This is a genomic window from Novosphingobium sp., from assembly GCF_965229225.1.
Lineage (GTDB): Bacteria > Pseudomonadota > Alphaproteobacteria > Sphingomonadales > Sphingomonadaceae > Novosphingobium.
Map to the genome: position 1 here is coordinate 3,795,427 of NZ_OZ245867.1, position 25,730 is coordinate 3,821,156.

Genomic DNA, 25,730 nt, shown 5'->3' on the forward strand with positions numbered 1-25,730 from the left:
CACGGCTAACGGTGCACACAAGGGTGGCCGCAAAGGCCGTCCAATTGCACCTTGCGGAGAGCCAGTTCCATGAAAAAGCTCGTTTCCCTTGCCGCGCTCGCGGCCGCCAGCGTGTCCGCACCCGCGCTCGCCCAGCAGGCCGCGCCCGCTGCCGATGCCGCTTCTGCGCAGGCCTGGATCAAGGCCGCCGATCAAGCCTATGCCGATCAGACCGTCCGCTCGGGCCGCGTCCAGTGGGTCTATGAAACCAACATTACCGACGATACCGAAGCGCTCGTTGCGGCTTCGAATGCCGAATACAACACGCTGATGGTGAAGACCGCCGCAGAGGCGGCGCGCATGGCGAAGGTCCCCGGGCTCACCGCGGAAGACCAGCGCAAGCTCGTCATGATGCGCACGCAGATCACCAGCCCCGTCCCGACCACGGCCGGCGCAGCGGAAGAATTCGGCACCCGTCAGGCGCGCATTCAGGGCCTTTATGGCAAGGGCCACGGCACCTTGAAGGGCGAGCCGATCAACGGCAGCGATATCGAGGCCGCGATGGGCACCAGCCGCAATCCGGACGAGCTCAAGGAAATGTGGCTTTCGTGGCACGACAACGTCGGCAAGCCGATGAAGGCCGATTATGCCCGCATGGTCGAACTTTCCAACGAAGGTGCGCGCGAACTGGGCTTTGCCGATACCGGCGCGCTGTGGCGCTCGAACTACGATATGGACCCGGCCGCTTTCGCCGCGCTCACCGAAAAGATCTGGAACGAGGTCCGCCCGCTTTACGTCCAGCTTCACTGCTACACCCGCGCGAAGCTCAACGAGAAATATGGCGACGGCGTGCAGAAGAAGTCCGGGGCGATCCGCGCCGATCTCCTCGGCAATATGTGGGGCCAGTCCTGGGGCAATATCTACGAAGTGGTTGCCCCCAAGGGCGCGGGCGATATCGGCTATGATATTGGCGATCTGCTTACCGCAAAGGGCTATGATCCGGTCAAGATGGTCAAGGCTGGCGAGGGCTTCTATTCCTCGCTCGGCTTCGCGCCCTTGCCGGAAACCTTCTGGGCCCGCTCGCAGATCGTGAAGCCGCGCGACCGCGAGGTCGTCTGCCACGCCTCGGCCTGGGATATCGACAACAAGGACGACCTGCGCATCAAGATGTGCACCAAGGTCAATGCCGACGATTTCGTGACGATCCACCACGAACTCGGCCACAATTATTACCAGCGCGCCTACAATACGCAGCCCTCGCGCTACTACATGGAAGGAGCCAACGACGGCTTCCACGAAGCCATCGGCGATACCATGGCGCTCTCGATCACGCCCGAATACCTCGTCCAGATCGGTCTCCTCAGCCGCGACAAGGTCCCCTCGCCAGACAAGGACACCGGCCTCCTGCTGCGCCAGGCGCTCGACAAGGTGGCGGCAATGCCGTGGACCTTGCTGGTCGATCGCTGGCGCTGGGGCGTGTTCGATGGTTCGATCAAGCCCGATGGCTATGAGGCGGCATGGAACCAGATGCGCCTCAAGTATCAGGGCCTAGTCCCGCCGGCAGAGCGCCCCGCCGATGCGTTCGATCCCGGCGCCAAGTTCCACATCCCCGCGGTCGTGCCCTACACGCGCTACTTCCTCGCCCGCGTGCTGCAATTCCAGTTCTACGAAGCCGCCTGCAAGGAAGCCGGCTGGCAGGGCCCGCTCCACCGCTGCAGCTTCTATGGCAACAAGGCGGTCGGCGCGAAGCTCAACGCCATGCTTTCAATGGGCGCGAGCAAGCCCTGGCCCGATGCGCTGGAAGCCTTCACCGGCACCCGCGAGATCAGCGGCAAGGCGATGATCCGCTACTTCGCCCCGCTGCAGAAGTGGCTCGAAGCCCAGAACAAGGGCCAGAACTGCGGCTGGTAACCCCCAAGGTCCTCCCCATTTTTGCGCAGCACAAATGGGGAGGTGGCCTGCCGAAGGCAGGTCGGAGGAGTAACCCCGTCTAAATCCCGTTATACCAGGCCCAGCCGGATTTGATGTTGCCGAGGTCGTTGAACCTGTCCGTCACAACGATCCGCCGGACATATTTCAGGCTCTTGTAGCCGATCTGCCGCTCGATCCGCAGCCGCACCGGCGCGCCGTGGCCGATCGGCAGATCGCGGCCGTTCATCCCGTAGGCAAGGATCGTCTGCGGATGCATGGCATCGATCATGTCGATGTTGTCGGCCATCTTGTCGAAGGTATAGAACTCGACATAGCGCGCCGAGGGCCTCGCGCCGACGGTTTCCAGCACAGTTCGCAGCGGCACGCCGGTCCATTCGGCAATCGCGGACCATCCTTCCTCGCACGAATGGCGGGTCACCTGGGTGCGGCGTTGCATGCGCTGCAGATCGGCAAGCGAGAAGCTGGCAGGCCGGTCGACCAGCCCCTCCACCACCAGCCGCCAATCGGCAAAGCCGCCTTTGCGCAGGACCGCATAGTCTTGCCCGCCCTGCGGATCATGCAGGCCCAGTTCCGTGCGGGCCGGGTCATACGTCCCCGTCGCGGGCATCGAGGTGATCTCGGATCGGTCGTATTCGCGCACCAGCGCCATCGGGGAGAGCAGTGTGCGCTGCATCGCATAGGTCAGGTTGTCGCCCATGCGCAGGATATTGCCGTAAGTCGGCGGCTGGCTTTCGCCGCAGCCGGTCAGCAGCAGCGCACTGGTCGAGCCGAGCCCGCCGATCAGGCCGCGCCGTGAAATCACCAATCCCTTGCCGCTCATGTCATTTCCCCAAGGTCATGGCGTGCAGCTGCCGCAGCGGTCCGGTGAGGACGATCATCACCAGATGAACCAGCAGGAACAGCGCAACGAAGGAAAACGTGAAGAAATGGATCGTCCGCGCCGATTGCCCGCCGCCGAACACGTCGAGCAGGACAGGATAGCTTGCCGTGATTGCGGGCGACATCGTAATGCCGGTCAGAAACATCAGCGGCAGGGCGACGAACGCGACCATGGCATAGGCCAGCTTCTGCAGGACCCCATACGGCGGGCCGGGCTGCACCGCTGGCATTGGCAGCCGCAGATGCGCCTTGATGTCCTGCCGGAGGTTCCCGGTCGTCAGCTCATCGGGGCGTGGCAGCAGTGCGCTGCGGGCATGGCCGGTCAGCGCGCCAAGCCCGAGATAGACCGCCAGCCCCAGCAGGAACGCCCATGCGGCAAGGAAATGCAGGCTGCGCGCCCAGCCGTTCCCGTTCCATGGCTCGGCCAGGCGGTCCGCCGTCACAGGGCCATCGGGGTTGCCGAGGAAAGCCGTGGTCGGCGACCATTGCATCGCGTGGTAATTGGGGCCGACCGGCACTTCGAAGATCGGCTGCATCAGATCATTGCCGACAGTGCCCCAATAGAAGCGCGGATGGACCATCAGGATCGCGATGCCGGAATAGATCAGCACAAGCACCGCCAGCGCGATCAGCCAGTGCGTGAGGCGAACCCATGGCTGGTGGCGGCGTGTCGGCACCATGTCAGAAGCTTCCAGCACTGCGGCCATGTCACGCCCTCCCACACGGCAAGGGTACCATTGCCCGGGGGCATGTAAAGGGCACGCGCCTTCGCGCTGGACTTGCCAGCGCCGCCGCCGAATCAGCGGAACGGCGGCTCGTTGAACGCGCGCAGTTTGCGGCTGTGGAGGCGGGCACCCTCGGCCCTGAGCAGCGCGCAGGCGGTCGTGCCGATCGCGAGGTGGCTGGAAATCGCCTCCTCGTAGAAGCGGTTGGCCTGCCCCGGCAGCTTGAGTTCGCCATGTAGCGGCTTGTCCGAAACGCACAGCAGCGTGCCATAGGGCACGCGGAAGCGGTAGCCCTGCGCGGCGATGGTGGCTGATTCCATGTCGATGCCGACCGCGCGGCTGAGGCTCAGGCGGCGGGCCGAGTGCGAGTAGCGCAGCTCCCAGTTGCGGTCGTCGGTGGTCACCACGGTGCCCGTACGCATCCGCCGCTTGAGGTCCGACCCGCCTGCGCCGCTGACGATCTCCGCCGCGCGGGCCAGCGCCACTTGCACTTCGGCGATCGCCGGGATCGGGATCTCGGGCGGCAGCACCGGATCGAGCACGTGATCATCGCGCAAGTAGGCATGCGCCAGCACATAGTCGCCGATCTTCTGCGTGGGGCGCAGGCCGCCGCAGTGGCCGATCATCAGCCATGCTTCAGGTCGCAGCACGGCGAGATGGTCGCAGATCGTCTTGGCGTTGGACGGGCCGACGCCGATATTGACGAGCGTGATCCCGCTGCGGTCCGGCGCGACGAGGTGGTAGGCCGGCATCTGGTGCCGCCGCCACGCGGTGTCCGACATGCGGGCGCGGGCGTTCTCGGTTGGCGCATCGAGATACAGCCCGCCGGCGCCCGAGAGTGCGGTATACTCGCCGGTGCCGAGCTGCATACCCGCCCAGTCCACGAATTCATCGACATAGCGGTGATAGTTCGTGAACAGGATGTAGCGCTGGAAGTCCTCGGCCGGGGTGCCGGTGTAGTGGACGAGGCGGGCCAGGCTGAAATCGGTGCGGAGGCCATCGAACAGGGCGAGCGGCAAAGGCCCGTCGCCGACGTTGTACTCGCCGTCCGCGATCTCGTCGCCGATGTGGGCCAGATCGGCATTCGGGAAATGCCGTGCCAGCTCCTGCGGGCCGATGCTGCCCATCTGCGCGCCGAGGCTGCCATCGAGCACATAGGCGAACGGGATTTCCTGCCGCGAGACGGCGGCCTCCACCGTCACGTCGAAGCCCTGCAGGATGATCGCCAGCTGCTCCGCCAGATAGTCCCCAAACAGCGCCGGCCGCGTTACCGTGCAGCTGTAGATGCCCTTCTGGCTGAGCCGCCCGAACGAGTGCCCCGTCGGCTCGATGCTCGGCTCGCCGCCGAAGTGGATGCGCAGCTCCGGATAGCAGTAGCTGCCGTCATGCCGCCGTTCGTCCGGGGGCAGGGTGCCATTGGCCGCGAAGGCCATGACATCCTCGCGCAGCCGGGCGACCGAGGCAGTGTAGATGCGCGTAAGCTCGTCGAGCACGGAGGCGATATGATCCATGCCCGCAGGTGTACCTGCCCGTCGTGACCTTTGGAAGTCGGGGCTTCAGCGCATTCGTTTGAGTACTCTGGTCGAGACGACGTGCGGCTTGAGGTCCTCGGGATAAAACCACACCTCGCGCAGGTCTCCGTGCGCGTAGCGGCCCACCTGATCGCCGAAATGGGGTGAGGCGGGATCGGCGCTGGTGCCGCCAATGCTTACCGCGCGGGCCCGGACTTTCGGGCCGAATTCCACCACCGCGACGAAGCTGTTGCCGCTGGTGCCGTACATGCGCCTGGTGCCGGGATAGCGGGCCGCACCGAACGAGGCGAGGCTGCCCCAGTTGCCGCTGGCAAACGGGATCGGCGTGCTGGGCTTCGCATCGTCGAACGTCTGCGTGATCGCCCCGTCGTTGCGCTGGTAGCGGTTGATCGCGCCCCACGGCACCTGCCACGAGCCAAAATCGCTGACGAGGCGGTTCACTGCATCATCGAGCGCGGCGAGGCGCTGGGCATCGGTGATGCGATTGTTCATCCGCTCCCACAGGCTTTCCTCGTCGCCGTCGCTCTGCGCCGCGACGCGCGACCACAGCGCCTCGGCATAGCCGACCGCGAGGGTGGTCGCGGTAGAGTTCAGCGCCCACTTGTGGTCCCAGCCCTTGAGCAGCGCGACCGGCCCGTCGCGCTTCGCATCGGGCGCGGCGGCATGCGCAGCGATGAGCGTGGGCAGCAGGCGATCAAACGCGGGGAGGGCCGGGTCGTAGGCAGCGGCCATCAGCTTTTCGAGCGTGAAGTCGCGCCGATCGCCCAGCACCGCGAGGGCGTGGGCTTCACGCGCATTGGCGCCGACCTCGTCCATGTAGCGCGGGAAGGCATCCTTCTTCGGGCTGTCCGCCCCAGCCGCAGTCCACGGCGCGTTGTTGACGTTGAAGACCCAACCGTTGGCGGGATTGAGCACGTTGGGCAGGCTGGAGACCGGGTGGAGGCCCTGCCAGCGCGCCGCGGGGTTGCTGCCATCGACGGGCTTGCGCCAATCGAGGCTGTTGTCGCGGATCGGCATGAACTGCGGGTGCAGATAGGCGATCTCGCCCTTGGTATCGGCGAACAAGGTGTTGTTGCTGGAATTGGCCTGCAGCCCCGCAACCTTGAGGAAGCTACCCAGATCGCGGGTTTTGGTGCGCAGGAAGCTTTGCTCGAGTGCCGGGATTGGCCGGTTCATCAGGCCATAGGCGATCCACTTGCCGCCTTCCTCGCGCACCACTGGACCATGCTCGCTCGCATAAGTGGTGAAGCTGCGCTGGCGCATTGTTCCGTCGCTCTGGCGCACCGAAAGCGTGACGGTCTGGCTGGTGAAGGGCTTCACCGCATCGCCCACCTTGTAGGCGGGCGACTGGCCTGACTGCTGCACCACGGTCTCGGCAAACTCGTCGATCCGGTCGGCTCCGGTGGTGGTGTGCATCCATCCGGCGTGCTGGTTGAAGCCCTGATAGATGAAGAACTGCCCCCAGGTCGCCGCGCCATAGGCATTGAGGCCCTCGCTGCTGGTCACTTGCTGCTCGGCGCGGAAATAGAAGCTGGTGTGGGGGTTGATCAGCAGCAGGGCATGGCCATCGGCGGTGCGCGAGGGTGCAATGGCGATGCCGTTGGAGCCGGCCGGTTCCTTGAGGCGGCGGCCAAGCTCCTCGTCGGTCATGGCGACCTGGCGGCGGCCGTAGAACGCCTCAAGCTGCGAGAGCGGCACTCGTTCGATATCGCCACCGATGCTGCCTTCGGTGAAGCTCAGCGCCATCCATGGCTCGAAATGCGTAAGGACTTTGGGCTTAACCTCCGGGTGATCGGCGAGGTAGGCGTTGAGCCCTGCGGCCCAGGCATCCATCAGCTTGCGCAGCCACACCGGGCTCTTCGCATAGTCCGCCTTCAACACTTCGGGATCGATCCAGAGGCGCTGGCGCAGGTCCTGCCACACCGCACTTTCGCCTTCGGCCTCCGCAAGGCGGCCCAGGCTGACGAGGTAGTTGCGCTCGATTCGGGGGAAGTCATCCTCCGCCTGCGCATAGATCATGCCGTAGATGGCATCGGCATCGGTCTTGCCCGAAATGTGAGCGATACCCCACTCGTCCCGTTCGATCTTCGCTTCGCCGATTATTTCGGAACTTTTCCCGATGGCGTTAACGGGGGTCAACCCGACGAGAAGTGCCGCAACTGCGACGGCATGCGTGCGTTTCATTACCTGCTCCCGGTCAATCGTTGTCAGCATATGCCCGCAAGCTTTTGGGATACAATGCTGTTTTCCTGTCTACTCAGAATTCTGGCCATTCAAATTCTAACGGTATTGGTTAATCCCTTAGGGCATTACCGCAGTCATTGTACTTAAAACGTCCTTCGGCATGCTCTGAGCATAAGGCGTAAAGCCAAGGAGATGCGCGATGGGGATCATGGGCACTACCGGCACGGGCCTCGACCGTGCCATCGACCTGATTGCAGGCGACTACGCCCTTAACATGGGGACATCGGGCGCCGCGATCCGTGAAGGGGCAGCGGCGGCCGATGCGATGAACGGGATGATCGTCAGCGCGATTCGCACCCTTGGTCTCGCCAACGACGGCGAGATCACCGTTTCGGACATCTATTCGCTCAACTCCTATCTGCGCTCCAATGGCTACGGCAAGTTCACCAGTCTCTACGGCACCGAGAAGAATGGCGTCGAGAGTGGTTTCCAGCAAGTCTCGGGCGAAGGCGCGGTAACGCGCCTGTTCGGCGAGGCTGGTGTCGACCGGGTGCTCGACGGGATCTACGAACTCGCCTTCGAGATCAAGGACGGCCACCTGACTTCCCCGCGCAACTACTGGGGCCCGGGCGTCGACGACGTGGCGCACTGGCTCAACACGCTGCTGGCGCCCGAACTGGCGGCAGGTACGCTGAAGAACAGCAAGGCCGATCCGCAGGCGCATGGCACCACCGGCACGGGCCTTGATCTCATCACCGAGCGGCTGCTCGATGACATCGGCCTCAACCACCGCATCTCGCAGAAGCAGATCAACGATGCCGCCAAGGCCGCCGACGGCATGGCCAAGATCATGCTGCAGGCGATCAAGGAAACCGGCGTTGCCGACGACAACAAGCTCGATCCGATGGACATGGTCGATCTCAACCGCTGGATCATCGTCAACAAGCTGAGCGAATGGACCACGCTCCACGGCGACGACGAAGGCGCGTTCGAGAGCGGCCTGCACTATGCGCAGGGCGACGGCGGGCGCGACTACATCTACGGCGACCTTTCGGTCGATACCGTGGCCGACGGCATCTACCACATCGGGTTCAAGATCTCCGGCGACCGCTTCGAGAACGAGGACGGCAACGCCAACCAGCGGATCAGCGATACGTCCGACTGGATCAGCCTGCTGCTGGCCAAGGACCTTGCCACTGGCGCGCTGCATTCGAACCATGCTCCCGTCGATGCCGCGTCGCTCAAGCCCAACCTTGTGTTCAGCAAGGCCGGGCTGGTGACGGATGATGGCACCAAGGGCGCGGTCGATCTGGGCAAGGCCGATGCAACCGGCGTGGCGGAAGGCACGATCGCACTCGATTTCGTGGCCAACCATGCCGATGATGGCCGCACCCACGTGGTATTCTCGAAGGATGGCGCCTCGAATGCGGACGGCGACCTTACGGCCTTCGTGCGCGGCGGTGAGCTTTACGTGGTCCTGCAGGACGGTGCCCGCGACTGGTGGCTCAAGGCCGAGGGCGTGACGATCGAGAGCGGCCGCCAGTACTCGCTGGCGATCACCTTCGGCCAGGACGGCCTTGGGCTCTTCCTCGATGGCAAACGCGTTGCTGCCGATGTCGATGCAACCAGCGGGCTCGGTCCCAACACGCGCAATCTTGTGCTGGGGGCAGGCACCTGGGGCCGCGACGCGAGCCATCCTAGCCAGCTCGACAGCCACCTCGATGGCAAGGTCGGGAACCTTGCCGTCTACGACCGCATCCTCGATCCGTTCGAACTGCGCGCCATCAACACGTCTGGCGCGTTGCCGCAGGAATGGAGCGGCACGGCGGCGTTCGAAGGTGATCAGCCTGCGGTGCGCGCGGGCACCGGCCTCAAGGGCGAGGTGTTCGACCGGGGAACGAACTTCGATTCGATCGACGATCTCATCGCGCAGACCGCGACGAAGACCGCCAATTTCCACCTGAATGCAAAGACGGTGGACTTCGGCGGGTTCAAGGAAGTCGCCACGCTCGGCCAGTTCCTCGACGGGAAGGCGAGCCTGACCGATGGCGGCACCGATGCCGCGATGAACACGATCGGGCTGAGGCTGCAGGGTTATATCTGGCTCGAGAAGGGCCAGCATCTTGTCAACGTGCGCTCCGACGATGGCTTTCTGCTCAAGCTTGGCGGCGACGAGCTTTCGAGCTTTGCCGGCAATCGCGGCTTCACCGGCACCAGCGAGACGATCACGATCGACAAATCAGGGCTCTATGCGGTCGATCTCTACTACTTCGACAACACTGGCGCTGAAGGCCTGCGGCTGGAACTCGACGGCGATCCCGTGAGCGCCGACCGGCTCTATGCCTCAATCGACGACTACAAGGCGGCGCTCGCGGCAAGCGGCGCGATGCCGGCGGGCGGGCTGCCTTATGCCTATGAAGGGCCGGTGGGCACCACCGGCACCGGGCTCGACAAGCTGATCCAGATCATCGGCGAAGACGTCGGCCTCAGGAACAACATTTCCGCCGCCCAGATCCGCGGAGGGGCCGCTGCGGCCGACAAGCTCAATCACATCATCGTCGATGCAATCGCCGCGACGGGTGCGCTCGACGACGGGCATCTGACGGTTGCCGAAACCTATGACCTTTCCGCCTGGATCCGGGCCAACCGGCCAGCCGAATTCACCGCCGCGCACGGCAATGACGAGAACATGATCGAAACCGGCTTCCACCTGATCCAGGGCGATCACGGGGCAAGCTACCTGCTGGGCGACAGCGCGATCGATACCGTGATGGACGGCATCTACCACATCGGTTTCAACACCAGTTCCGACCGCTTCCTCAACGAAGATGGCAACGCCAACGCGCGGGTCGAAACGGTGACCTACTGGCTCAACGAACTGCTTGGCACCACGCCGCTGCCGGCGCCGGGGCCGGGCACATCACCGCTCGTCGGCAGCGCGTCCTCGCCGAACGTCACGGTCACCGAAGGGCTCAACAGCAAGCTGGCTCCCAGCGCCAAGTCGATCACGCTCAAGGGCATTGCCGTGAACGCGGCAGGCAACAGCGATGACAACACGCTGACCGGCAACGATCAGGCCAACATGCTGGAAGGCGGGGCTGGCAACGACACGCTGAATGGCGGCGGCGGGGCCGATGTGCTCATCGGCGGTCTCGGCAAGGACCTGATGATCGGCGGGACCGGCGACGACACCTACTGGGTGGACAGCGCCGAGGATGTCGTGCGCGAAACAACGGCTGCCGGCGGGAACGATACGATCAGGATCACCTCCACCGCTGTCACGAGCTATGTGCTGCCGATCTACGTCGAGAACCTCACCGACGAGAGCGGCGGTGCCATGACGATCACCGGCAACACCTTCGACAATCGCATCTCGGGTGGCGCTGGGGCGGATACGATTTATGGCATGGAAGGCAATGACACGCTGAGCGGCGACAACGGCGACGACTTCCTCTTCGGCGGCTCCGGCGCAGACGTGCTCGATGGCGGGACCGGCAGCAACACGATGACCGGCGGGACGGGCAACGACGTCTATGTCTCGGCCAGCAATGCCGACAAGATCATCGAGAATGCCGGCGAGGGCACCGATACCGTCCGCTCCTCCGCCGCAAACACGACACTCGGTGCCAATGTCGAAAACCTCGAGCTCATCGGCAATGCCGCGAACGGGTATGGCAACGAACTGGCCAACACGATGAACGGCAACGGCAACGCCAACTACCTCGATGGCAAGGCTGGCGCCGATACGATGCTGGGCAGGGGCGGCAACGATACCTACGTGGTCGACAACGCCGGCGACAAGGTCATCGAAGCGGTCAACCAGGGCATCGATACGGTCAATGCCTCGATCAGCTTCACGCTCGGCGCCAATGTCGAGAACCTGCAGCTGAAGGGCACGGGCGCCATTTCAGCCACTGGCAACGATGGCTTCAACTGGCTTGGCGGCAACGATTCGAACAATCTGCTCGACGGGCGGGCGGGCGACGATGCGCTGCTGGGCAAGGGCGGCAGCGACATGCTGCTTGGCGGGCTGGGTGCCGACAAGCTGACCGGCGGCACCGGCGCAGACACGTTCGTCTTTGCCAGCACGACGGAATCGACTGTCGATGCCAAGGGGCGCGACACGATCTTCGACTTCAGCCATGCGGAGGGCGATCGCATCGACCTGTCGAAGATCGATGCCAACGGCGCCGATGCAGGCGAGGGCGCGTTCAAGCTCGTCACCGCGTTCGACGGCTATCACGGCGCGCTGACGGTGACGGCACAAGGCAGCCAGTGGCTGGTGCAGGGCGATGTGAACGGCGACAAGGTGGCCGACTTCGCAATCCTCGTGACCAGCGCGAGCGCGCTTGTGGCGGCAGATTTCGTGATGTGAGGGGAGGGGCCGCGGGCTCCCGCGTCCGCCGCACTGCCGCGCAACAAAAAAGGGGCGCTTCCTGGCCGGAAGCGCCCCTTTTTTGTTGCCGTGTGGCCTTGCCTCAGGCGTCCGCGTCTGCGGCGCGATCCTCGAGGAGGTCAGCCGGGATTTCGCCCGGTTCGGCGTTCGGGTCGTAAGCTTCGGTGAAGCCGCCGACTTCGGTATCGAACATCGCGTCGATGACGTCGACGCCCTGCGACTGCAGCGCGGCTTCGTCGGGCGAACGGGCGACGTTGACCTTGACCGTCACGCTCACCTCGGGGTGGAGCGAAACCTTCACGGTCGAGATGCCGATGGCCTTGATCGGGCGTTCCAGCACGACCATCGACTTCGTCACCTTGGCGCCCTGTTCGACCAGCGCGTCGACGATGTCGCGCACCGAGACCGAACCGTAGAGCTGGCCGGAGTTGGACGAAGCGCGGATCAGCACCACTTCCTTGCCCTCGACGTTGCCGGCTTCGACCTTGGCGTCTTCACGGCGAGCCGCGTTGTCCGCTTCGATGCGGGCGCGGTTGGATTCGAAGACCTTGCGGTTGGCTTCGTTGGCGCGAAGCGCCTTCTTGTTGGGCAGCAGGAAGTTGCGCGCGTAGCCATCCTTGACGGTCACGACGTCGCCGATGGAGCCCAGCTTCTCGATGCGCTCGAGCAGGATGATCTGCATGGTCAGCGCTCCTTACTTGACGATGTAGGGAAGCAGGCCGATGTGCCGGGCGCGCTTGATCGCCTGGCCCAGCTCACGCTGCTTCTTTGCCGAAACGGCGGTAATGCGCGAAGGCACGATCTTGCCACGCTCGGACATGAAGCCCTGAAGCAGGCGCACGTCCTTGTAGTCGATGACAGGGGCGCCCTTGCCCGAGAACGGGCACGACTTGCGGCGGCGGAAAAACGGACGAGCCATGGCTTATTCCCCTTCGCGTTCGCGGCGGCGGGTCCGCTCGCGGTCGTTCTTGCGCATCATGACCGAGGGGCCGGCTTCATGGGCGTCGACACGCACGGTCATGAAACGGATCACGTCCTCGTTGATCGCGGTCTGGCGCTCAAGCTCGGCAACCACCCCGGCGGGGGCTTCGATGTCGAGCAGCACGAAGTGCGCCTTGCGGTTCTTCTGGATCTTGTAAGCCAGCGAACGGAGGCCCCAGGTTTCGGTCTTGATGACCTTGCCATTGTTGCTCTCGACGATTTCGGTGGCGGTGGCGGCAAGCGCGTCAACCTGAGCCTGGCTCAGATCCTGACGCGCGAGGAAGACATGCTCGTAAAGCGGCATGAGGCCTTCTCGTCCTTCATCAATCTAACCGATCGCTGGCTGATCCGCGGTATTGCGGGGCCCCTCCGGCTTTCTTCAGTTTCCGCCCATGGGCAGTGCCCGTTTCGCGGAAGCGCTGGCCCTTAGCGAGAATCGGCGAAGATGCAAGGCGAAACTGGGCCCGGCGAGCTTGGGCCTGACGAGCTTGGGTATGCCGGTATCGGGCTTTCAGGCGGCGTGCCGCGCTGGCGGCACCCCCGGCTTGGCCTGCGTTGCCGCATCAGTCTCGGGGCGGCCCAGTTCGAGCCGCTGCAGATGGCCGATCGCAAAATCAGCGACGAGGTTGGCAAACACGTTCTCGTGCAGCGGCAGCTCGAATTCGAGGCCGGATGTCTTGTCCTTCGACCACACGACAAAGGCAAGCTTGGGCGCGAGTTCGGGCAGGAAAAGGGTGACGGTATCGCCGATGCGCTGGCGCGGAATGCCTTCGATCCGGGCGCCGTGCGTCGTCATGTCCTTAAGCATGACCGTTGACCGCGTCAGCCCGTGCTTGCACCGCACGGGAAGCTCGAAACCCACGCGGCGCGTCCGCCGGTGGTTGATGTTTTCCACGCCTTCGAAATCGTCGAACATGGCCTGCTCCTGCCGCTGGCGTTTACCACATGCATTGAGAACGGTAGCCCTCGACCTTCCTTCAGGCCCTACGCATTTACCCTACGGCACGTAGCGCATCGCCACGTCGCAGCGGGCATAGCGCGTGCCGTAGTCCGCCATGATCCCGGCATCGTGGCAGAAGCCCAGCTTTTCGTAGAGGTGGATCGCCGCCTCGCAGGCCTTGTTGGTCAAAAGATAGAGCGGATCGGCCCCGAGACGCTGCGCCCGGGCGATGGTCGCTGCCAGCAGGAAGGCCCCCGCGCCAAGCCCCCGTGCGCTTTCCAGCACGCCCATCTTGGTGAGTTCATAGCTGTTGCCGCCGGTGGGCTTGAGCGCGCAGGCGCCGACCACGCCGACACCTTCTGCCTCAACGAACAGGATGGTGCCGCCGGGCGCGATGATCTTCTCGCGCGGGTTTTCGAGCACCTCGCGGTCGAGCGGTTCGAGCACGAACATCGCCTCGATCCACTCCTTGTTGATGTCGTGAAACGCCTTCGCGAGGTCGTCGCTGAATTCGCGCAGGCGGAGCGGCGTCTTGCGGGCGGGGCCGACGCGGGCGAGCAGCGGCTGCGCGGCAAGGGCATCCTCGATCAGGCCCACTTCGCCGAGGAAGTCGCCAGGGATGCCCTCCAGCAGCGATCGCACCGCGCTGCCCATGCGCGGCCACACATCGGTCAGCGCAGCCGCGTGGGCTTCCTCGCCCGCCGGTGTGAGCGAGACGAGGCGCTGGCGCTGGTCGCGCCCGGTGGCCGTATCGACGAGGCCAAGCTTCGCGAGTTGGCCCACGGTGCGAGTGACGCCGGGCTGGCTCGTGCCGATGGCGGCTACAAGCTGGGTAATGCTCTGCGGCCCCTTTGCCAGCGCAGCGATCAGCGCCATGTGCCCCGGCTGGCACGGCAGGCCAGCCTCGGTGATCGCAATGGCCGCTTCGGCCTGCATCCGCTCGGCAAGCCGCTTCAAACGGCTGCCGAGAAAAACGGGTCCGGCTTCGCGCAAGATATCGGTCATGGTATCTCCACTCTCATAACGCGTTATATATCGCGTTATGAGAGTGGGGCTGTCAAGCCCTCAGCTGCTTCTCGACCAGCGCAATCGCTGCCGCAATGGCAGCTTCAATGGGGAGCGCGGAGGTATCGAGCAGTGCCGCGCCTTCGGCCTGACGCAGCGGCGCGGCGGCGCGAGTGCGGTCGCGCTCGTCGCGCGCTGCAAGGTCGGCCTCGATTGCCTCGCGCGTCACGTCTTCGCCGCGTTTGTGCATTTCGGCCCAGCGGCGCAGCGCGCGGGCCGAGACACTGGCGGTGATGAAGAGCTTGGCCTCTGCCTCGGGCGCGATCACCGTCGCAATATCGCGGCCATCGAGCACCGCACCGCCGGGCTGGCGGGCAAAGGCCTGCTGGCGGGCGAGCAGCGCGGCGCGTACGGCGGGGTGGATCGAAACACGGCTGGCCAGCGCGCCGGTGGCCTCGCTGCGCAAGTCCGGATCATCGAGCAGGGTTTCGGGGAAATCCGCAGCGGCGAGCGCCTCGTCCGGATCGTCCGGGTTCCCGCCGGTGAGGAAGACCTGCCGCCCCACCGCGCGGTAGAGCAGCCCGGTATCGAGATGCGGCAGGCCATAGTGCGCGGCAAGAGCCTTGGCGATGGTCCCCTTGCCAGAAGCGGTGGGGCCGTCGATGGCGATGATCACGTCGTCCCGCCTGCTTGCGCCAGCAGCGCCTCGAACACAGGGAAGCTGGTGGCAATGGGGCGGGTGTCGTCGATTTCGACGCCGCCTTTGCTGGCGAGCCCCGCAACCGCCATGGACATGGCGATGCGGTGATCGAGGTGCGTGGCGACGGGTGCGTTGTTGACGCCGCGAAGCGGATCGCCGCCGGTGCCGTCGATGATCAGGCCGTCCTCGGTCTCGGTCACAGTAGCTCCCGCCTGCTCCAGCGCCGCGCGCATGACGGCGATGCGGTCGCTTTCCTTCACGCGCAGTTCTTCAAGGCCGGTGGTGACGGTGCGCCCGCTGGCGAGCGCGGCGGCGACGAAGAGGACCGGGAACTCGTCCACCATGCTCGGCACCACGGCCGGATCGACGGCGATGCCGGTGAGGGCCGAATGCCGCACGCGCAAGTCCGCGACCGGTTCGCCGCCGACATCGCGGCGATCGAGCTCCTCGATCTGGCCACCCATGGCGCGCAGCACATCGAACAGTCCGGCGCGGGTGGGATTGAGCCCGACGTTCTCGACCACGAGGTCCGAGCCCGGCACCAGCAGCGCGGCAACGACGAAAAAGGCAGCGGACGAGGGGTCGCCCGGTACTTCGATGGTCTGCGGCCTGAGCTCCGCCTCGCCGGCAAGGTGGATGGTGCGTGTGCCGTCCGGGGCGACTTCGACGGTTAGATCCGCGCCAAAGCCCCTCAGCATGCGCTCGGAATGGTCGCGGGTGGGCACCGGCTCGATCACCGTGGTGATCCCGGGCGTGTTGAGCCCCGCCAGCAGCACCGCGCTCTTCACCTGGGCCGAGGCGACCGGGAGGCGGTAGCTGATCGGTACCGCCGGCGAAATGCCGCGCAAAGTGAGCGGCAGGCGGCCGCCGGGTGCAGCGGTGAAATTGGCGCCCATCTGCGAAAGCGGATCGATCACCCGGCCCATCGGGCGCTTGGAAAGACTGGCATCGCCGATAAACGTCGCGGTGATCGCATGGCTGGCGACGAGGCCCATGAGCAGGCGTGTCGAGGTGCCCGAATTGCCCATGTCGAGCGCCTGCTTCGGCTGCAGCAACCCGCCGACGCCCACGCCGTCGATCACCCATTCTCCGGTTTCGAGTCGGTCAATCGTTGCCCCCATCGCGCGCATTGCGGCGGCGGTAGCCATCACGTCCTCGCCCTCCAGCAGCCCGGTCACCCGCGTGCGCCCGACCGCCAGCGCGCCGAGCATGATCGAGCGGTGGCTGATCGATTTATCGCCGGGGACGCGGATCCGCCCGGTCAGCGGCCCGGCGGCGAAGAAGCGGCGGGGGCGCGGGGCGGACGTTTCGGCTGAATGCACGGGGAGCGGTTCTTTCCGGGTTCAGGTGCGTGTTGAAGCGGGCGCGCTTTTGACAGCGCCCCGCGCCTATGGCAAGGCGCGCGCCGCGCTTGATTCCCGGACTGCCTGTCCCCATCAAGCAATGCCATTGAGCCGTCCGCATCTGCCGCGGGCGCCAGATTTAAGGAATTCGCATGGTCAAGCCTGAATGGGGCGCAAAGCATGGCTGCCCGAAGTGCGGCACCCGCTTCTATGACTTGGGCAAGGACGACCCGGTTACCTGCGTGGAATGCAAGTATACCTGGACTCCCGAGCCGGTGCTCAAGTCCAAGCAGCCGATCCCCTACGAGGAGATCCAGAAGGAGAAGGTCGATGTCGTGCCTGACGTCGATCTGGCCGACGAGGATCTCGACATTGATGAAGACTCGGATTCGCCGGACAACGATGTCGATCTGGGCGGCGACGACGATCTGGGCGTTCCCGGCCATGATGGCGAGGACGAGGAAGTCTGAGTTCTTTTTTGCCGGAGCGCGCGCGGCCCAATGGTCCGGCGCTCCGGCAATGATTTCCTGCTGGCGCAAAAAAGCTGTTGCCAGCGAACGGGGCCTCGCATAAAGGCGCGGTCCTCCGGCGCGACGCTGCCGGTGCAGGGTGCCTCCAGCGGCACCTCTGTCAGGAATTGTGGGGCCTTAGCTCAGCTGGGAGAGCGCCTGCATGGCATGCAGGAGGTCAGCGGTTCGATCCCGCTAGGCTCCACCAATTCCCTTGCTCTGTCCTAACATCCTCGATGGTCATAGCGGCTTGCTGATGTCGTGATTGCAGGCAGGCCATGCCTGGCGCACTCGCCAGGACCACGCTCCAGCGGCGCTTCTCGTCTCTTTCGGCCAGCGCCGGTCAGCCAAAGGTTCTGGTTCCATGTCCGTCCACGTTCCCTCGGCACCTGCCATCGGCATCGACTTCGGCACCACCAATTCGGTCGTGGCGCGCAGCGCAGGCGATGGCGCGGTCCGCCTTGCCGAATTTGCCGCGCCCGATGGGGCGAACTCGGTGTTCCGCTCGGCGTTGTGCTTCTGGCAGGACGATGCCCTGCGCGGCGGGCTTGGGCATGAGGCCGGACCATGGGCCATCGCCGAGTTTCTTGCCGATCCGCAAGGCTCGCGGTTTCTCCAGTCGTTCAAGTCAGTCGCGGCAAGCGCCACGTTCGAACATGCCCCGGTCTTCACCAAGCGGCTGGCGTTCGAGGACCTCGGCCGTATCTTTCTCGATCATCTGATCGCCCATGCCGGCGAGGCCTTGCGCGATCTGCCCAAGCGGATCGTGGTGGGCCGGCCGGTGCGCTATGTCGGAGCGCGGCCCGATCCTGCGCTTGCCCGTGCGCGCTATGCGGGGATGTTCGCCAGGCTCGGCAGCGAGGTACACTATGTCTATGAGCCGCTTGGCGCGGCTTATGGTTTCGCGTCACGGCTCAGCGATCCGGCGACGCTGCTGGTGGCCGATTTCGGCGGCGGTACGAGCGATTTCTCGATCGTCCGCGTCGAGGCTCCTGATGCCCCTCGGCGCTGCATCCCGCTCGCCTCGGCCGGTGTGGGCATTGCGGGCGACCGCTTCGACTTCCGGATCATGGATCAGCTTGTCCTGCCGCTGCTGGGCAAGGGCAGCACCTATCGCTCGTTCGACAAAGTGCTCGAAATCCCGCCCGGTCACTTCGCCGATTTCAGCGACTGGTCGCGCCTTGCGTTGATGCGCAACCGGCGCACGCTCGCCCAGCTTGGCAAGTTGCAACACGCGGCGACCGATCCCGCCGCCATCGGCCGGATGATCGCAGTGGTCGAGAACGAGCTCGGCTACGGGCTCTACGAAGCGGTTGGCGCAGTGAAGCGCGACCTGTCGAGCCGGACCGAGGCGGTGTTCGCCTTCGAGGGGGAGGGCCTTTCCGTCAGTGCCGAAGTCCGCCGCGCGGATTTTGAACGCTGGATCGCGCCCGATCTGGCCGAACTCGAAGCCGGAGTGGACCGGGTGCTTGCCCGGGCAAGGCTTGAACCGGGGCAGATCGACCATGTGTTCCTCACCGGCGGCTCCTCGCTCATTCCGGCCGTTCGCCAGATCTTCGCACGGCGCTTTGGCGAGATGCGCATTGCCAGCGGCGATGAATTGACGTCCATTGCCCACGGCCTTGCGCTGATTGGCAGCGCGCCCGATCTTGCCGAGTGGACGGTGGATGAAGTGGAGGAAGCATGAGCGTCGCATTCCGCCGCGAAAGCGATGACGAACATCTCGAACCCAAGTTCGAGTTGCCGATTCCGCCGGGGCCCAACCTCGTCACCGAGCGCGGCCTTGCGCTGATCGCGGCGCGCGTCGAGGCGCTGGAGGCGGAACTGGCAGGCCTATCGGACGAGACCGAGATCAAGCGCGTGAAGCGGGACCTGCGCTATTGGCGCACCCGTCAGGCTACCGCGCAAGTCATGCCGCCGCCGGTGGGCGCGGCGGTCGCGTTTGGCTCGACCGTGTCGTTCCGCCTGAACGGCAAGGAACGGACCGTGACGCTCGTCGGCGATGACGAGGCAGACCCGGCGGCGGGGCTGCTCTCCTTCACTGCACCGCTCAGCCGCGCGCTGCTCAGCGCCGAGGTGGGCGATGAGCTCGATTTCGGCGGGAAGGACGGCGCGATCGCGGTGATCGACGTGAAGGCTTAGGCCTTCAGCCCGATTTCGCGCAGCCTTTCGTGCAGATACCCGTCGGCGAGAATCGGCACGGGATAGCGGTCCGGGTTTTCTGCGCTGACGCAGCCGGGCAGGGTGCGGATCGCGAAATCGCTGCGCAGGTGCAGGAAAAACGGCATCGAATAGCGGCTGTGCGCGGCGCGCGCCCCATCGGGGTTACGCACGCGGTGCGTGGTCGAGGGCAGGACGTGGTTGGTGAGGCGCTGCAGCATGTCGCCAATATTGACCACCAGCGCGCCCGGCGGGGGTGAGGCGGGAATCCAGCGGCCCTCGCGGGTCAGGAGTTCCAGTCCGGCTTCCTCGGCCCCCAGCAGCAGCGTGATGAGGTTGATGTCCTCATGCGCGCCCGCCCTGATTGCGCCGCCGGGATCGCCCGGGATTGGCGGATAGTGGAGCAAACGCAGGATCGAATTGCCGCCTGCGATGGCCGGATCGAACCAGTCCGGCGCAAGCCCCAGCCAGACCGCGATGTGCGAGAGAATGCGCGCGCCGATGCGGTCGAACTCGGCGTAGAGGGCGGTGAATGTTTCGCGGAAGGCGTCCGGAGCATCAGGCCAGACATTGGCGGGCATCGTCGCGGCGAGCGGATCTTCCGCTGCCAGTTCACGGCCGACGTGCCAGAATTCCTTGAGATCATGGTGCGCTGCACCCTTGGCGATTTCCGTGCGGAACGGGGTATAGCCGCGCTGCCCGCCGCCGCCTGCGATGTGCCAGCGCCGCTTCGCCGCCTCTTCCTGCGCGAAGAACGCGGCGGTCAGTTCCCACCCGCGTGCCACCAGTGCCGGATCGAGCCCATGGTCCGAGACCAGCGCGAATCCGAAGCGCTGGAAGCTGCTGCCGAGATCCTTGGCCAGATCCTCGTCCAGATTGCCCGAAGGGGCGGCCAGCGACAGCACGGGAAGGGTATCGAGGTTCATGGCTTGCGTGCGTTCCATCAGCGATTATGAGCCTCCCCATATCCCGATCCCGGAAGGCATGCATGAGCAAAATCAAGGCGACCGAACAGGCCTGGCTGATGAAGTCGGAACCCGATGTCTACGGTTGGGATAACCTGATTGCTGAGGGCGAGGGCACCTGGGACGGCGTGCGCAATCACCTCGCCGCGCGCAACCTGCGCACCATGAAGGTGGGCGATCTGGCGTTCTTCTACCACTCGAACATCGGCAAGGAGATCGTTGGAATCGCGCAGATCAGTGTCGCTGGCCTCACCGATCCGACCGACCCCGAAGGCAAGTGGGCGGCGGTGAAAGTGAAGCCGGTCGTGAAGCTGAAGACGCCCGTCACGCTGGCCGCGATCAAGGCCAATCCTGCGCTGGTGGAGATGGAGTTGCTGCGGCTTTCGCGCCTTTCGGTTTCGGCCGTCCGCGCGTCCGAATGGGATATCGTGCTGGAGATGGCGGGCGGCACCATTTGATCGGTTGCCCGCGCCCGCTGTGCCGGATCGGAACAGTCCCGCTTTGATGGTGCGCGGAGGCGATTCGCAGCCTCCCCGTATGGTGAATAAAGCGTTACCACCGACGCTATGTTCAGACGGCGCGCCCCCAATCCCGAACTTGCCGGCCACCCCTTCCGCCGCACGCTGCCCGCGCATGTGCTGCGCCCGCTCCCGATGTTCGAGCCTGAGGTCGAGGCGGCGATGAAGGCGTTGCAGCTGCCCGAGGGCGTGCGCTCGCCGCCGGTCGATCCCAAGCGGATCACGCGGCAGGATGTGATGGATTTTCTGCTGGCCTACTGCGCCTGCTTCCTGGCGGTCTCGGTCTTCATCTTCTGAAAGCGGATAGCGCCGTTCAGAACGTGTGCTCGATCTCGCCCTCGTGGGCCAGTTCGGCCTTGTGGAGCACACGGGCGAGCCACGCGGCGACAAGGCACATGGCAGCGCCCAGCAGCAACTGATCGGCCAGCGCTACGCCGCCGGCGCTCAGCCCGACCGCGATGAGCGATCCCACGACCATTGCGCCGGCATTGACGATGTTGTTCGCCGCGATTGTCCGCGCGGTTTCACCCTTGTCGACCACCGTGGTCAGGAAGGCGTAGAGCGGGACCACGAACATGCCGCCCGAAATGGCGATGCCCAGCAAGGTCAGCAGCAATGGAACCGCCAGCGGCTCCATGACGAACTGCGGCACGTTGAGCAGCGCCGTGCCGGCCGCGTGGGGCCAAGTCTTGCACACCACGTGGAAGGCCACGATGAACAGGCCCATCACGATCACCGACGCCGGACCGAAGCGCGCCGAAACGGTGCCCTTGAGCAGATGGTTGATCGAGACCGAGCCGATCGCGACGCCGATCGAGAAGACCACAAGGAACAGGCTGGCCACTTCTTTGCTCGCCGAAAGCACGTTCTTGGCGAGCGGCGGAAACTGGATGAACAGCACCGCGCCGATGGTCCAGAAGAAGCTGATCGCCGCAATGGCAAGGAACACGCGCGGGTGGCGCGTGGTCATGCGCACAAGCGTGATCGAGGAGCGGATCACGTTGAAGTCGAGCGGGACGGGCTCCATCTGCGGCGGTGCGGAGGGCACGAACTGCGCGGTGCAGAACCCGATGGCGGCGGTCACGATGCAGATGACTGCGGCCCATTCGACCGGGATCCAGCCTGCGAAGATCGTGCCCGCAAGGATGGAGATATAGGTGCCCGCCTCGACGAGCCCGGTGCCGGCCAGCACTTCATCGGGATGCAGGTGCTGCGGCAGGATTGCGTACTTGATCGGGCCGAAAAAGGTGGAATGCACGCCCATCGCGAGCAGCGCGGTGAGCATCAGCGGGATTGCCATGATCTGCACGGCCATGCCGCGCCAGGCCATGAACAGGCCTGCCGCGCCCACCAGCATGATGGCGATTTCCGCCGCTTTGACGATGCGGATGATCCGCGCCTTGTCACGCATGTCGGCAAGCTGGCCCGAAAGCGCGGAAAGCAGGAAGAAGGGAAGGATGAACACGGCCGAGGCGATGGCCGAAAAGCGCGCTTCGGCTGCCTCCGAATGGTATACTGTGTACACCACATAGAGGATCATCGCGTTCTTGTAGAGGTTGTCGTTGAACGCGCCGAGCAACTGCGTAGCAAAAAGCGGCAGGAAGCGGCGTTTCCGGATGAGCAGCGCGGTTGTCGTCATTCGGGCGTTGTCATTCGGATTTTGCCAGCCTTCGCGTGTTGGGTTCATCCATAGCGCCCTGCACGGGGTGGGCAAGGGGGCACGTTGGGACCAACTTGCGGTTTCTTCGCGGCGTCTTCATGCCTATGGTGGTTCTACGATGCTGACCCTTCCCAATCTGCTAACGCTGTCCCGCATTGTCACCGTGCCGTTGCTGGCAGGCCTGCTGTGGTGGCCTGAATGGCAGGCGGGCTATGCGATCGGCTTCGCCGTCTATGCCCTGATGGGGGTGACGGACTATTTCGACGGCTACCTGGCCCGCGCGCAGGGCACGGTTTCCAAGCTCGGGATTTTCCTCGATCCGATTGCGGACAAGATCATGGTGGCGGCGGTGATCCTCGTGCTCACCGCGCAAGGCGTGCTGACCGGGCCCTATGTGGGTGATCTCCACGTGATCGCCGGGCTTATCATCCTGATCCGCGAGATCGCGGTTTCGGGCCTGCGCGAGTTTCTCGGGGGCATTCAGGTCTCCGTGCCGGTGTCCAAGCTCGCCAAGTGGAAGACGACCTTCCAGTTCATTGCACTCGGCGCGCTGATTCTGGGGCAGGGCGCGCCGGACTGGACGGTGATGGTGGCAGGGATCGACGCCAATGTGCCGCACACGGTGGGGCTCATCACGCTGTGGGCCGCAGCCGCGCTGACGGTGATTACCGGTTGGGATTATCTGCGGGTCGGCCTCAAGCACATGGACTGAGGGGCCTTCAGCCCGCGCCAGCTTTCGAGAACAGGTTCAGCACCAGCACCCCGGCCATGATCAGGCCGATCCCCGCAAGCGCCGGCATATCGAGCCGCTGGCCATGGACCACCCACGCCAGCGCGGCGATCAGCACGATGCCCACGCCCGACCAGATCGCATAGGCGACGCCGGTTGGAATGCGCTCGAGCGCGATGGCGAGGAAATAGAACGCGATGGCATAGCCGATGGCCGTCACCACCAGCGGCAGCGGCTTGGTGAACCCCGCCGATTGCTTGAGCGCGGTGGTGGCGATGACTTCGGCCACGATGGCGATGGCGAGCATGAGGGCGGGGGGCAGGTTCATCCCGCCGCCAGCTCGCTCGCCAGCAGGCGGAATTCCTCGGCGCGGGGGGAGTTCTTGCGCCACACCAGCGCGATCTCGCGGCTGGCATGTTCGGATTCGAGCGGGCGGGCGACGATCTGGGTGCCCTGCAGGATGCCCGCCTTCACCGCCATTTCGGGCAACATGGTAAGGCCGAGGCCATTGTCGACCATCTGCACCAGCGTGTGCAGGCTGGTGCCGATCACGCTCGCGCTGGCGCGCAGTTCGGGGCGGTTGCAGGCGGCGAGGACGTGGTCCTTGAGGCAGTGGCCGTCTTCCAGCAGCAGCAGACGCGCCTCGTCGATCAGTGCGGGCGCGATGCTCAGCGGGGGATCGCGCGGGTCGTCCTTGGGAAAGGCGACGAGCAGGCGGTCGTGGAACAAGTGCGCCGCCTCGACCTCGCCCGTCGCGAAGGGGAGGGCGAGCAGCACGCAGTCCGCGCGGCCATGATGCAGCGATTCGACCGCCGCCGCGCTCGGTTCCTCGCGCAGGAACAGCTTGAGCGAAGGCCGCTCGCGGCGCAGGCGCGGAAGGATGCGCGGCAGCAGGAACGGCGCGATGGTGGGGATCACGCTCATCCTCAGTTCGCCTGAAAGCGGCGCGCCGTGCGCCTGGACGAGCGCCGAGAGCTCCTCACCCTCGCGCAGCAGGCGGTGGGCCTTGGCCACGACCTGATCGCCCAGCGCGGTGAAGCGGACCACGCGGCGCGTGCGCTCAACGAGTGTCACGCCGAGCAGCGTCTCCAGTTCGCGCAGGCCCGCCGAAAGCGTCGATTGCGAGACGAAGCAGGCCTCCGCCGCGCGCCCGAAGTGGCCGTGTTCGTGGAGCGCGACGAGGTATTGCAACTGCTTGAGCGTGGGGAGGTAGGTGGTCATCGCGGCTGCGGCTCAGTCGGACCCGTCAATGTCGTCACCGGCGTCTGGTGGGCTGAAGCCATCGTCCTCCACCACGTCGGGCAAGGGCGCCTCGTCCGCGCTGCCCGCAATCGCGTCGATATGCGCCATCTTGAGCCGGCCGTTCACGACAGCGAAGGCGAGCTTGCCTTCGACCAGTTCCAGCGCATCCCGCCCGAACTGCTCGAAGCGCCAGCCTTCGAGGATCGGCAGACCCTTGCGCTGACCGGCGGCGAGGGCCTCCAGATCATCGCTGCGGGCCAGCAATCTGGCTGCGATATCAATCTCGCGGCTGCGGATCTTGAGCAGTAGCTTGAGCAGATCGGCGACCAGCGCGCCTTCCTTGCCCAGCGGCGCGCCTCGGGGCGCACGTGGGGGCAGCTCGGTGTCGCTCATCGGCGTCGCATCCGCGATCGCCTGCATCAGGCGGCGGCCGATGTCGTTGTCCTTCCACCCGGCGGAAAGCCCCCGCACTTTGGCGAGTTCGTGCTGTTCGCGTGGCGGATGGCTGGCGATATCGGCCAGAGTCTCGTCGCGCATGATCCGCCCGCGCGGGATGTTCTTGTCCATCGCCTCGGTCTCGCGCCAGGCGGCGATGGCCTTGAGCCGTCCCAGCACCGCCGGGTTGCGACTTGGGGCGCGGATCTTCTGCCAAACCACTTGAGGATCGGAGCGGTAGTTCTCGGGATCGGCGAGTTTTTCCATCTCGGCATCGAGCCATTCGCCGCGCCCGGTCTTGATCAGCCGCTTGAGCATGCGCGGGAAAATCTTGGAAAGATGCGTCACGTCGCCGATGGCATATTCGATCTGCCGTTCGGTCAGCGGACGGCGCGACCAATCGGTGAAGCGCGCGCCCTTGTCGACCGTGAAGCCCAGCCAGCTTTCGACGAGGTTCGAATAGCCGATCTGTTCGGACTGGCTGATCGCCATCATCGCGATCTGGGTATCGAAGATGGGGTGCGGGGTCTTGCCTGAAAGGTTGTAGATGATCTCCACATCCTGTCCGCCGGCGTGGAAGACCTTGAGCACGTCCTCGTTATCGACCAGCAGCTCAAGCAGCGGGGCGAGATCGAGTCCGGACGCCAGCGGATCGATCGCGGCGGCTTCCTTGTCGTCGGCGATCTGCACCAGGCACAGTTCCGGCCAATAGGTGTTCTCGCGCATGAACTCGGTATCGACCGTGATGAAATCGGCCTTGGAGAGACGCTCGCACAGATCGGCAAGGGCCGGAGTCGTCGTGATCAGCGGGTGTATCTTCATCGTGCTTTTCTATTTGCGCGCCAGGCCAGACCCTCATGCCTGACCGGTGCTGGTGGTGACCCCGTCCGGGGCCTGCGGCTTGACAAATCCGCA

At 65.1% G+C, this 25,730-nt stretch carries 24 protein-coding genes and 1 tRNA gene; 9 read left to right on the forward strand and 16 right to left on the reverse strand.

Going from position 1 to position 25,730, the window contains the following annotated elements; genetic code table 11:
• The first annotated feature begins 69 nt into the window (after positions 1-69).
• Complete coding sequence (locus ACO06X_RS17825) at positions 70-1,890, forward strand: M2 family metallopeptidase (protein ID WP_421837511.1); 1,821 nt, start codon at positions 70-72, stop codon at positions 1,888-1,890.
• 79 nt (positions 1,891-1,969) lie between these two features.
• Here the strand turns inward: ACO06X_RS17825 and ACO06X_RS17830 are convergent, their stop codons facing one another.
• From ACO06X_RS17830 to ACO06X_RS17845, 4 genes are all read right to left on the reverse strand, one after another.
• Positions 1,970-2,731, reverse strand: a complete 762-nt coding sequence (locus tag ACO06X_RS17830; protein ID WP_421837512.1) for a molybdopterin-dependent oxidoreductase — start codon at positions 2,729-2,731, stop codon at positions 1,970-1,972.
• Position 2,732: 1 nt separating this feature from the next.
• Complete coding sequence (locus ACO06X_RS17835) at positions 2,733-3,497, reverse strand: cytochrome b/b6 domain-containing protein (RefSeq protein WP_421837513.1); 765 nt, start codon at positions 3,495-3,497, stop codon at positions 2,733-2,735.
• A gap of 92 nt (positions 3,498-3,589) precedes the next feature.
• On the reverse strand, positions 3,590-5,026 hold the full coding sequence (locus ACO06X_RS17840; RefSeq protein ID WP_421837514.1) for an AMP nucleosidase: 1,437 nt from the start codon (positions 5,024-5,026) through the stop codon (positions 3,590-3,592).
• A 45-nt stretch (positions 5,027-5,071) separates the two neighbouring features.
• Positions 5,072-7,231 (reverse strand): penicillin acylase family protein, encoded by a 2,160-nt coding sequence (locus tag ACO06X_RS17845; protein WP_421837515.1) that lies wholly within the window; start codon positions 7,229-7,231, stop codon positions 5,072-5,074.
• Positions 7,232-7,430: 199 nt separating this feature from the next.
• Between ACO06X_RS17845 and ACO06X_RS17850 the strand changes: the two genes are divergently transcribed.
• The gene (locus tag ACO06X_RS17850) at positions 7,431-11,606 is read left to right on the forward strand and encodes a LamG-like jellyroll fold domain-containing protein (protein ID WP_421837516.1); all 4,176 of its coding nucleotides are present in this window, start codon (positions 7,431-7,433) and stop codon (positions 11,604-11,606) included.
• Between the two features lie 103 nt (positions 11,607-11,709).
• Here the strand turns inward: ACO06X_RS17850 and rplI are convergent, their stop codons facing one another.
• From rplI to aroA, 7 genes are all read right to left on the reverse strand, one after another.
• Complete coding sequence (rplI, locus tag ACO06X_RS17855; RefSeq protein ID WP_421837517.1) at positions 11,710-12,309, reverse strand: 50S ribosomal protein L9; 600 nt, start codon at positions 12,307-12,309, stop codon at positions 11,710-11,712.
• Between the two features lie 12 nt (positions 12,310-12,321).
• Complete coding sequence (rpsR, locus tag ACO06X_RS17860; protein ID WP_054121790.1) at positions 12,322-12,546, reverse strand: 30S ribosomal protein S18; 225 nt, start codon at positions 12,544-12,546, stop codon at positions 12,322-12,324.
• Positions 12,547-12,549: 3 nt separating this feature from the next.
• Complete coding sequence (rpsF, locus tag ACO06X_RS17865; RefSeq protein WP_421837518.1) at positions 12,550-12,912, reverse strand: 30S ribosomal protein S6; 363 nt, start codon at positions 12,910-12,912, stop codon at positions 12,550-12,552.
• Between the two features lie 207 nt (positions 12,913-13,119).
• A complete protein-coding gene (locus ACO06X_RS17870) occupies positions 13,120-13,524 on the reverse strand; it encodes a PilZ domain-containing protein (RefSeq protein ID WP_421837519.1) in 405 nt (134 codons plus the stop codon).
• Between the two features lie 81 nt (positions 13,525-13,605).
• Positions 13,606-14,553: a bifunctional helix-turn-helix transcriptional regulator/GNAT family N-acetyltransferase gene (locus tag ACO06X_RS17875; protein ID WP_421837520.1), complete on the reverse strand. Its 948-nt coding sequence runs from the start codon at positions 14,551-14,553 to the stop codon at positions 13,606-13,608.
• Positions 14,554-14,605: 52 nt separating this feature from the next.
• Positions 14,606-15,229, reverse strand: coding sequence for a (d)CMP kinase (locus ACO06X_RS17880; protein WP_421837521.1), 624 nt, complete (start codon positions 15,227-15,229; stop codon positions 14,606-14,608).
• The gene (gene aroA / locus ACO06X_RS17885; RefSeq protein ID WP_421837522.1) at positions 15,226-16,575 is read right to left on the reverse strand and encodes a 3-phosphoshikimate 1-carboxyvinyltransferase; all 1,350 of its coding nucleotides are present in this window, start codon (positions 16,573-16,575) and stop codon (positions 15,226-15,228) included. Before aroA ends, ACO06X_RS17880 begins: the two co-directional genes overlap by 4 nt.
• Before the next feature lie 173 nt (positions 16,576-16,748).
• Here aroA and ACO06X_RS17890 point away from each other — a divergent pair, with 173 nt between their 5' ends.
• From ACO06X_RS17890 to ACO06X_RS17905, 4 genes are all read left to right on the forward strand, one after another.
• Positions 16,749-17,066, forward strand: coding sequence for an FYDLN acid domain-containing protein (locus ACO06X_RS17890; protein WP_298169551.1), 318 nt, complete (start codon positions 16,749-16,751; stop codon positions 17,064-17,066).
• A 171-nt stretch (positions 17,067-17,237) separates the two neighbouring features.
• Positions 17,238-17,313, forward strand: a tRNA-Ala gene (locus ACO06X_RS17895).
• Positions 17,314-17,469: 156 nt separating this feature from the next.
• Positions 17,470-18,792, forward strand: coding sequence for an Hsp70 family protein (locus ACO06X_RS17900; protein ID WP_421837523.1), 1,323 nt, complete (start codon positions 17,470-17,472; stop codon positions 18,790-18,792).
• Positions 18,789-19,247: a GreA/GreB family elongation factor gene (locus tag ACO06X_RS17905; protein WP_421837524.1), complete on the forward strand. Its 459-nt coding sequence runs from the start codon at positions 18,789-18,791 to the stop codon at positions 19,245-19,247. Before ACO06X_RS17900 ends, ACO06X_RS17905 begins: the two co-directional genes overlap by 4 nt.
• Here ACO06X_RS17905 and ACO06X_RS17910 read toward each other — a convergent pair.
• Positions 19,244-20,191, reverse strand: a complete 948-nt coding sequence (locus ACO06X_RS17910; protein ID WP_421839945.1) for an isopenicillin N synthase family dioxygenase — start codon at positions 20,189-20,191, stop codon at positions 19,244-19,246. The genes ACO06X_RS17905 and ACO06X_RS17910 overlap by 4 nt on opposite strands.
• Positions 20,192-20,253: 62 nt before the next feature.
• On the opposite strand from ACO06X_RS17910, the gene ACO06X_RS17915 reads away from it, so the two are divergent.
• Both ACO06X_RS17915 and ACO06X_RS17920 read left to right on the forward strand, forming a co-directional pair.
• On the forward strand, positions 20,254-20,688 hold the full coding sequence (locus ACO06X_RS17915) for an EVE domain-containing protein (RefSeq protein WP_421837525.1): 435 nt from the start codon (positions 20,254-20,256) through the stop codon (positions 20,686-20,688).
• Between the two features lie 108 nt (positions 20,689-20,796).
• Positions 20,797-21,045 carry a hypothetical protein gene (locus ACO06X_RS17920; RefSeq protein WP_421837526.1) on the forward strand — a complete coding sequence of 83 codons (249 nt, stop codon included), beginning with the start codon at positions 20,797-20,799 and terminating at the stop codon, positions 21,043-21,045.
• Positions 21,046-21,061: 16 nt separating this feature from the next.
• Here ACO06X_RS17920 and ACO06X_RS17925 read toward each other — a convergent pair whose 3' ends face one another.
• Positions 21,062-22,387 carry an MFS transporter gene (locus tag ACO06X_RS17925; RefSeq protein ID WP_421837527.1) on the reverse strand — a complete coding sequence of 442 codons (1,326 nt, stop codon included), beginning with the start codon at positions 22,385-22,387 and terminating at the stop codon, positions 21,062-21,064.
• 139 nt (positions 22,388-22,526) lie between these two features.
• Between ACO06X_RS17925 and pgsA the strand changes: the two genes are divergently transcribed.
• Complete coding sequence (gene pgsA, locus ACO06X_RS17930; RefSeq protein ID WP_421837528.1) at positions 22,527-23,120, forward strand: CDP-diacylglycerol--glycerol-3-phosphate 3-phosphatidyltransferase; 594 nt, start codon at positions 22,527-22,529, stop codon at positions 23,118-23,120.
• A 7-nt stretch (positions 23,121-23,127) separates the two neighbouring features.
• On the opposite strand, the gene ACO06X_RS17935 is transcribed toward pgsA, so the two are convergent.
• From ACO06X_RS17935 to rnd, 3 genes are read right to left on the reverse strand one after another with little or no spacing between them, the layout of a single operon-like run.
• On the reverse strand, positions 23,128-23,466 hold the full coding sequence (locus ACO06X_RS17935; protein WP_421837529.1) for an SMR family transporter: 339 nt from the start codon (positions 23,464-23,466) through the stop codon (positions 23,128-23,130).
• Entirely contained in the window at positions 23,463-24,359 is an 897-nt protein-coding gene (locus tag ACO06X_RS17940) for a hydrogen peroxide-inducible genes activator (RefSeq protein WP_298169582.1), read from the reverse strand. The genes ACO06X_RS17935 and ACO06X_RS17940 overlap by 4 nt, the downstream gene beginning before the upstream one ends.
• A gap of 12 nt (positions 24,360-24,371) precedes the next feature.
• On the reverse strand, positions 24,372-25,637 hold the full coding sequence (gene rnd, locus ACO06X_RS17945; protein ID WP_421837530.1) for a ribonuclease D: 1,266 nt from the start codon (positions 25,635-25,637) through the stop codon (positions 24,372-24,374).
• Positions 25,638-25,730: the final 93 nt, after the last annotated feature.

What these genes read in the sequence shown, in the direction of transcription:
- ACO06X_RS17835 (WP_421837513.1), bottom strand. Translation starts at nt 3,497, where the DNA reads ATGGCCGCAGTGCTGGAAGCTTCTGACATGGTGCCGACACGCCGCCAC.
- ACO06X_RS17825 (WP_421837511.1), top strand. Translation starts at nt 70, where the DNA reads ATGAAAAAGCTCGTTTCCCTTGCCGCGCTCGCGGCCGCCAGCGTGTCC.
- ACO06X_RS17920 (WP_421837526.1), top strand. Translation starts at nt 20,797, where the DNA reads ATGTTCAGACGGCGCGCCCCCAATCCCGAACTTGCCGGCCACCCCTTC.
- ACO06X_RS17840 (WP_421837514.1), bottom strand. Translation starts at nt 5,026, where the DNA reads ATGGATCATATCGCCTCCGTGCTCGACGAGCTTACGCGCATCTACACT.
- ACO06X_RS17850 (WP_421837516.1), top strand. Translation starts at nt 7,431, where the DNA reads ATGGGGATCATGGGCACTACCGGCACGGGCCTCGACCGTGCCATCGAC.
- ACO06X_RS17935 (WP_421837529.1), bottom strand. Translation starts at nt 23,466, where the DNA reads ATGAACCTGCCCCCCGCCCTCATGCTCGCCATCGCCATCGTGGCCGAA.
- ACO06X_RS17915 (WP_421837525.1), top strand. Translation starts at nt 20,254, where the DNA reads ATGAGCAAAATCAAGGCGACCGAACAGGCCTGGCTGATGAAGTCGGAA.
- ACO06X_RS17830 (WP_421837512.1), bottom strand. Translation starts at nt 2,731, where the DNA reads ATGAGCGGCAAGGGATTGGTGATTTCACGGCGCGGCCTGATCGGCGGG.
- ACO06X_RS17870 (WP_421837519.1), bottom strand. Translation starts at nt 13,524, where the DNA reads ATGTTCGACGATTTCGAAGGCGTGGAAAACATCAACCACCGGCGGACG.
- rnd (WP_421837530.1), bottom strand. Translation starts at nt 25,637, where the DNA reads ATGAAGATACACCCGCTGATCACGACGACTCCGGCCCTTGCCGATCTG.
- ACO06X_RS17925 (WP_421837527.1), bottom strand. Translation starts at nt 22,387, where the DNA reads ATGACGACAACCGCGCTGCTCATCCGGAAACGCCGCTTCCTGCCGCTT.
- rplI (WP_421837517.1), bottom strand. Translation starts at nt 12,309, where the DNA reads ATGCAGATCATCCTGCTCGAGCGCATCGAGAAGCTGGGCTCCATCGGC.
- rpsR (WP_054121790.1), bottom strand. Translation starts at nt 12,546, where the DNA reads ATGGCTCGTCCGTTTTTCCGCCGCCGCAAGTCGTGCCCGTTCTCGGGC.
- pgsA (WP_421837528.1), top strand. Translation starts at nt 22,527, where the DNA reads ATGCTGACCCTTCCCAATCTGCTAACGCTGTCCCGCATTGTCACCGTG.
- ACO06X_RS17890 (WP_298169551.1), top strand. Translation starts at nt 16,749, where the DNA reads ATGGTCAAGCCTGAATGGGGCGCAAAGCATGGCTGCCCGAAGTGCGGC.
- ACO06X_RS17875 (WP_421837520.1), bottom strand. Translation starts at nt 14,553, where the DNA reads ATGACCGATATCTTGCGCGAAGCCGGACCCGTTTTTCTCGGCAGCCGT.
- rpsF (WP_421837518.1), bottom strand. Translation starts at nt 12,912, where the DNA reads ATGCCGCTTTACGAGCATGTCTTCCTCGCGCGTCAGGATCTGAGCCAG.
- ACO06X_RS17845 (WP_421837515.1), bottom strand. Translation starts at nt 7,231, where the DNA reads ATGAAACGCACGCATGCCGTCGCAGTTGCGGCACTTCTCGTCGGGTTG.
- ACO06X_RS17910 (WP_421839945.1), bottom strand. Translation starts at nt 20,191, where the DNA reads ATGAACCTCGATACCCTTCCCGTGCTGTCGCTGGCCGCCCCTTCGGGC.
- ACO06X_RS17905 (WP_421837524.1), top strand. Translation starts at nt 18,789, where the DNA reads ATGAGCGTCGCATTCCGCCGCGAAAGCGATGACGAACATCTCGAACCC.
- ACO06X_RS17900 (WP_421837523.1), top strand. Translation starts at nt 17,470, where the DNA reads ATGTCCGTCCACGTTCCCTCGGCACCTGCCATCGGCATCGACTTCGGC.
- ACO06X_RS17940 (WP_298169582.1), bottom strand. Translation starts at nt 24,359, where the DNA reads ATGACCACCTACCTCCCCACGCTCAAGCAGTTGCAATACCTCGTCGCG.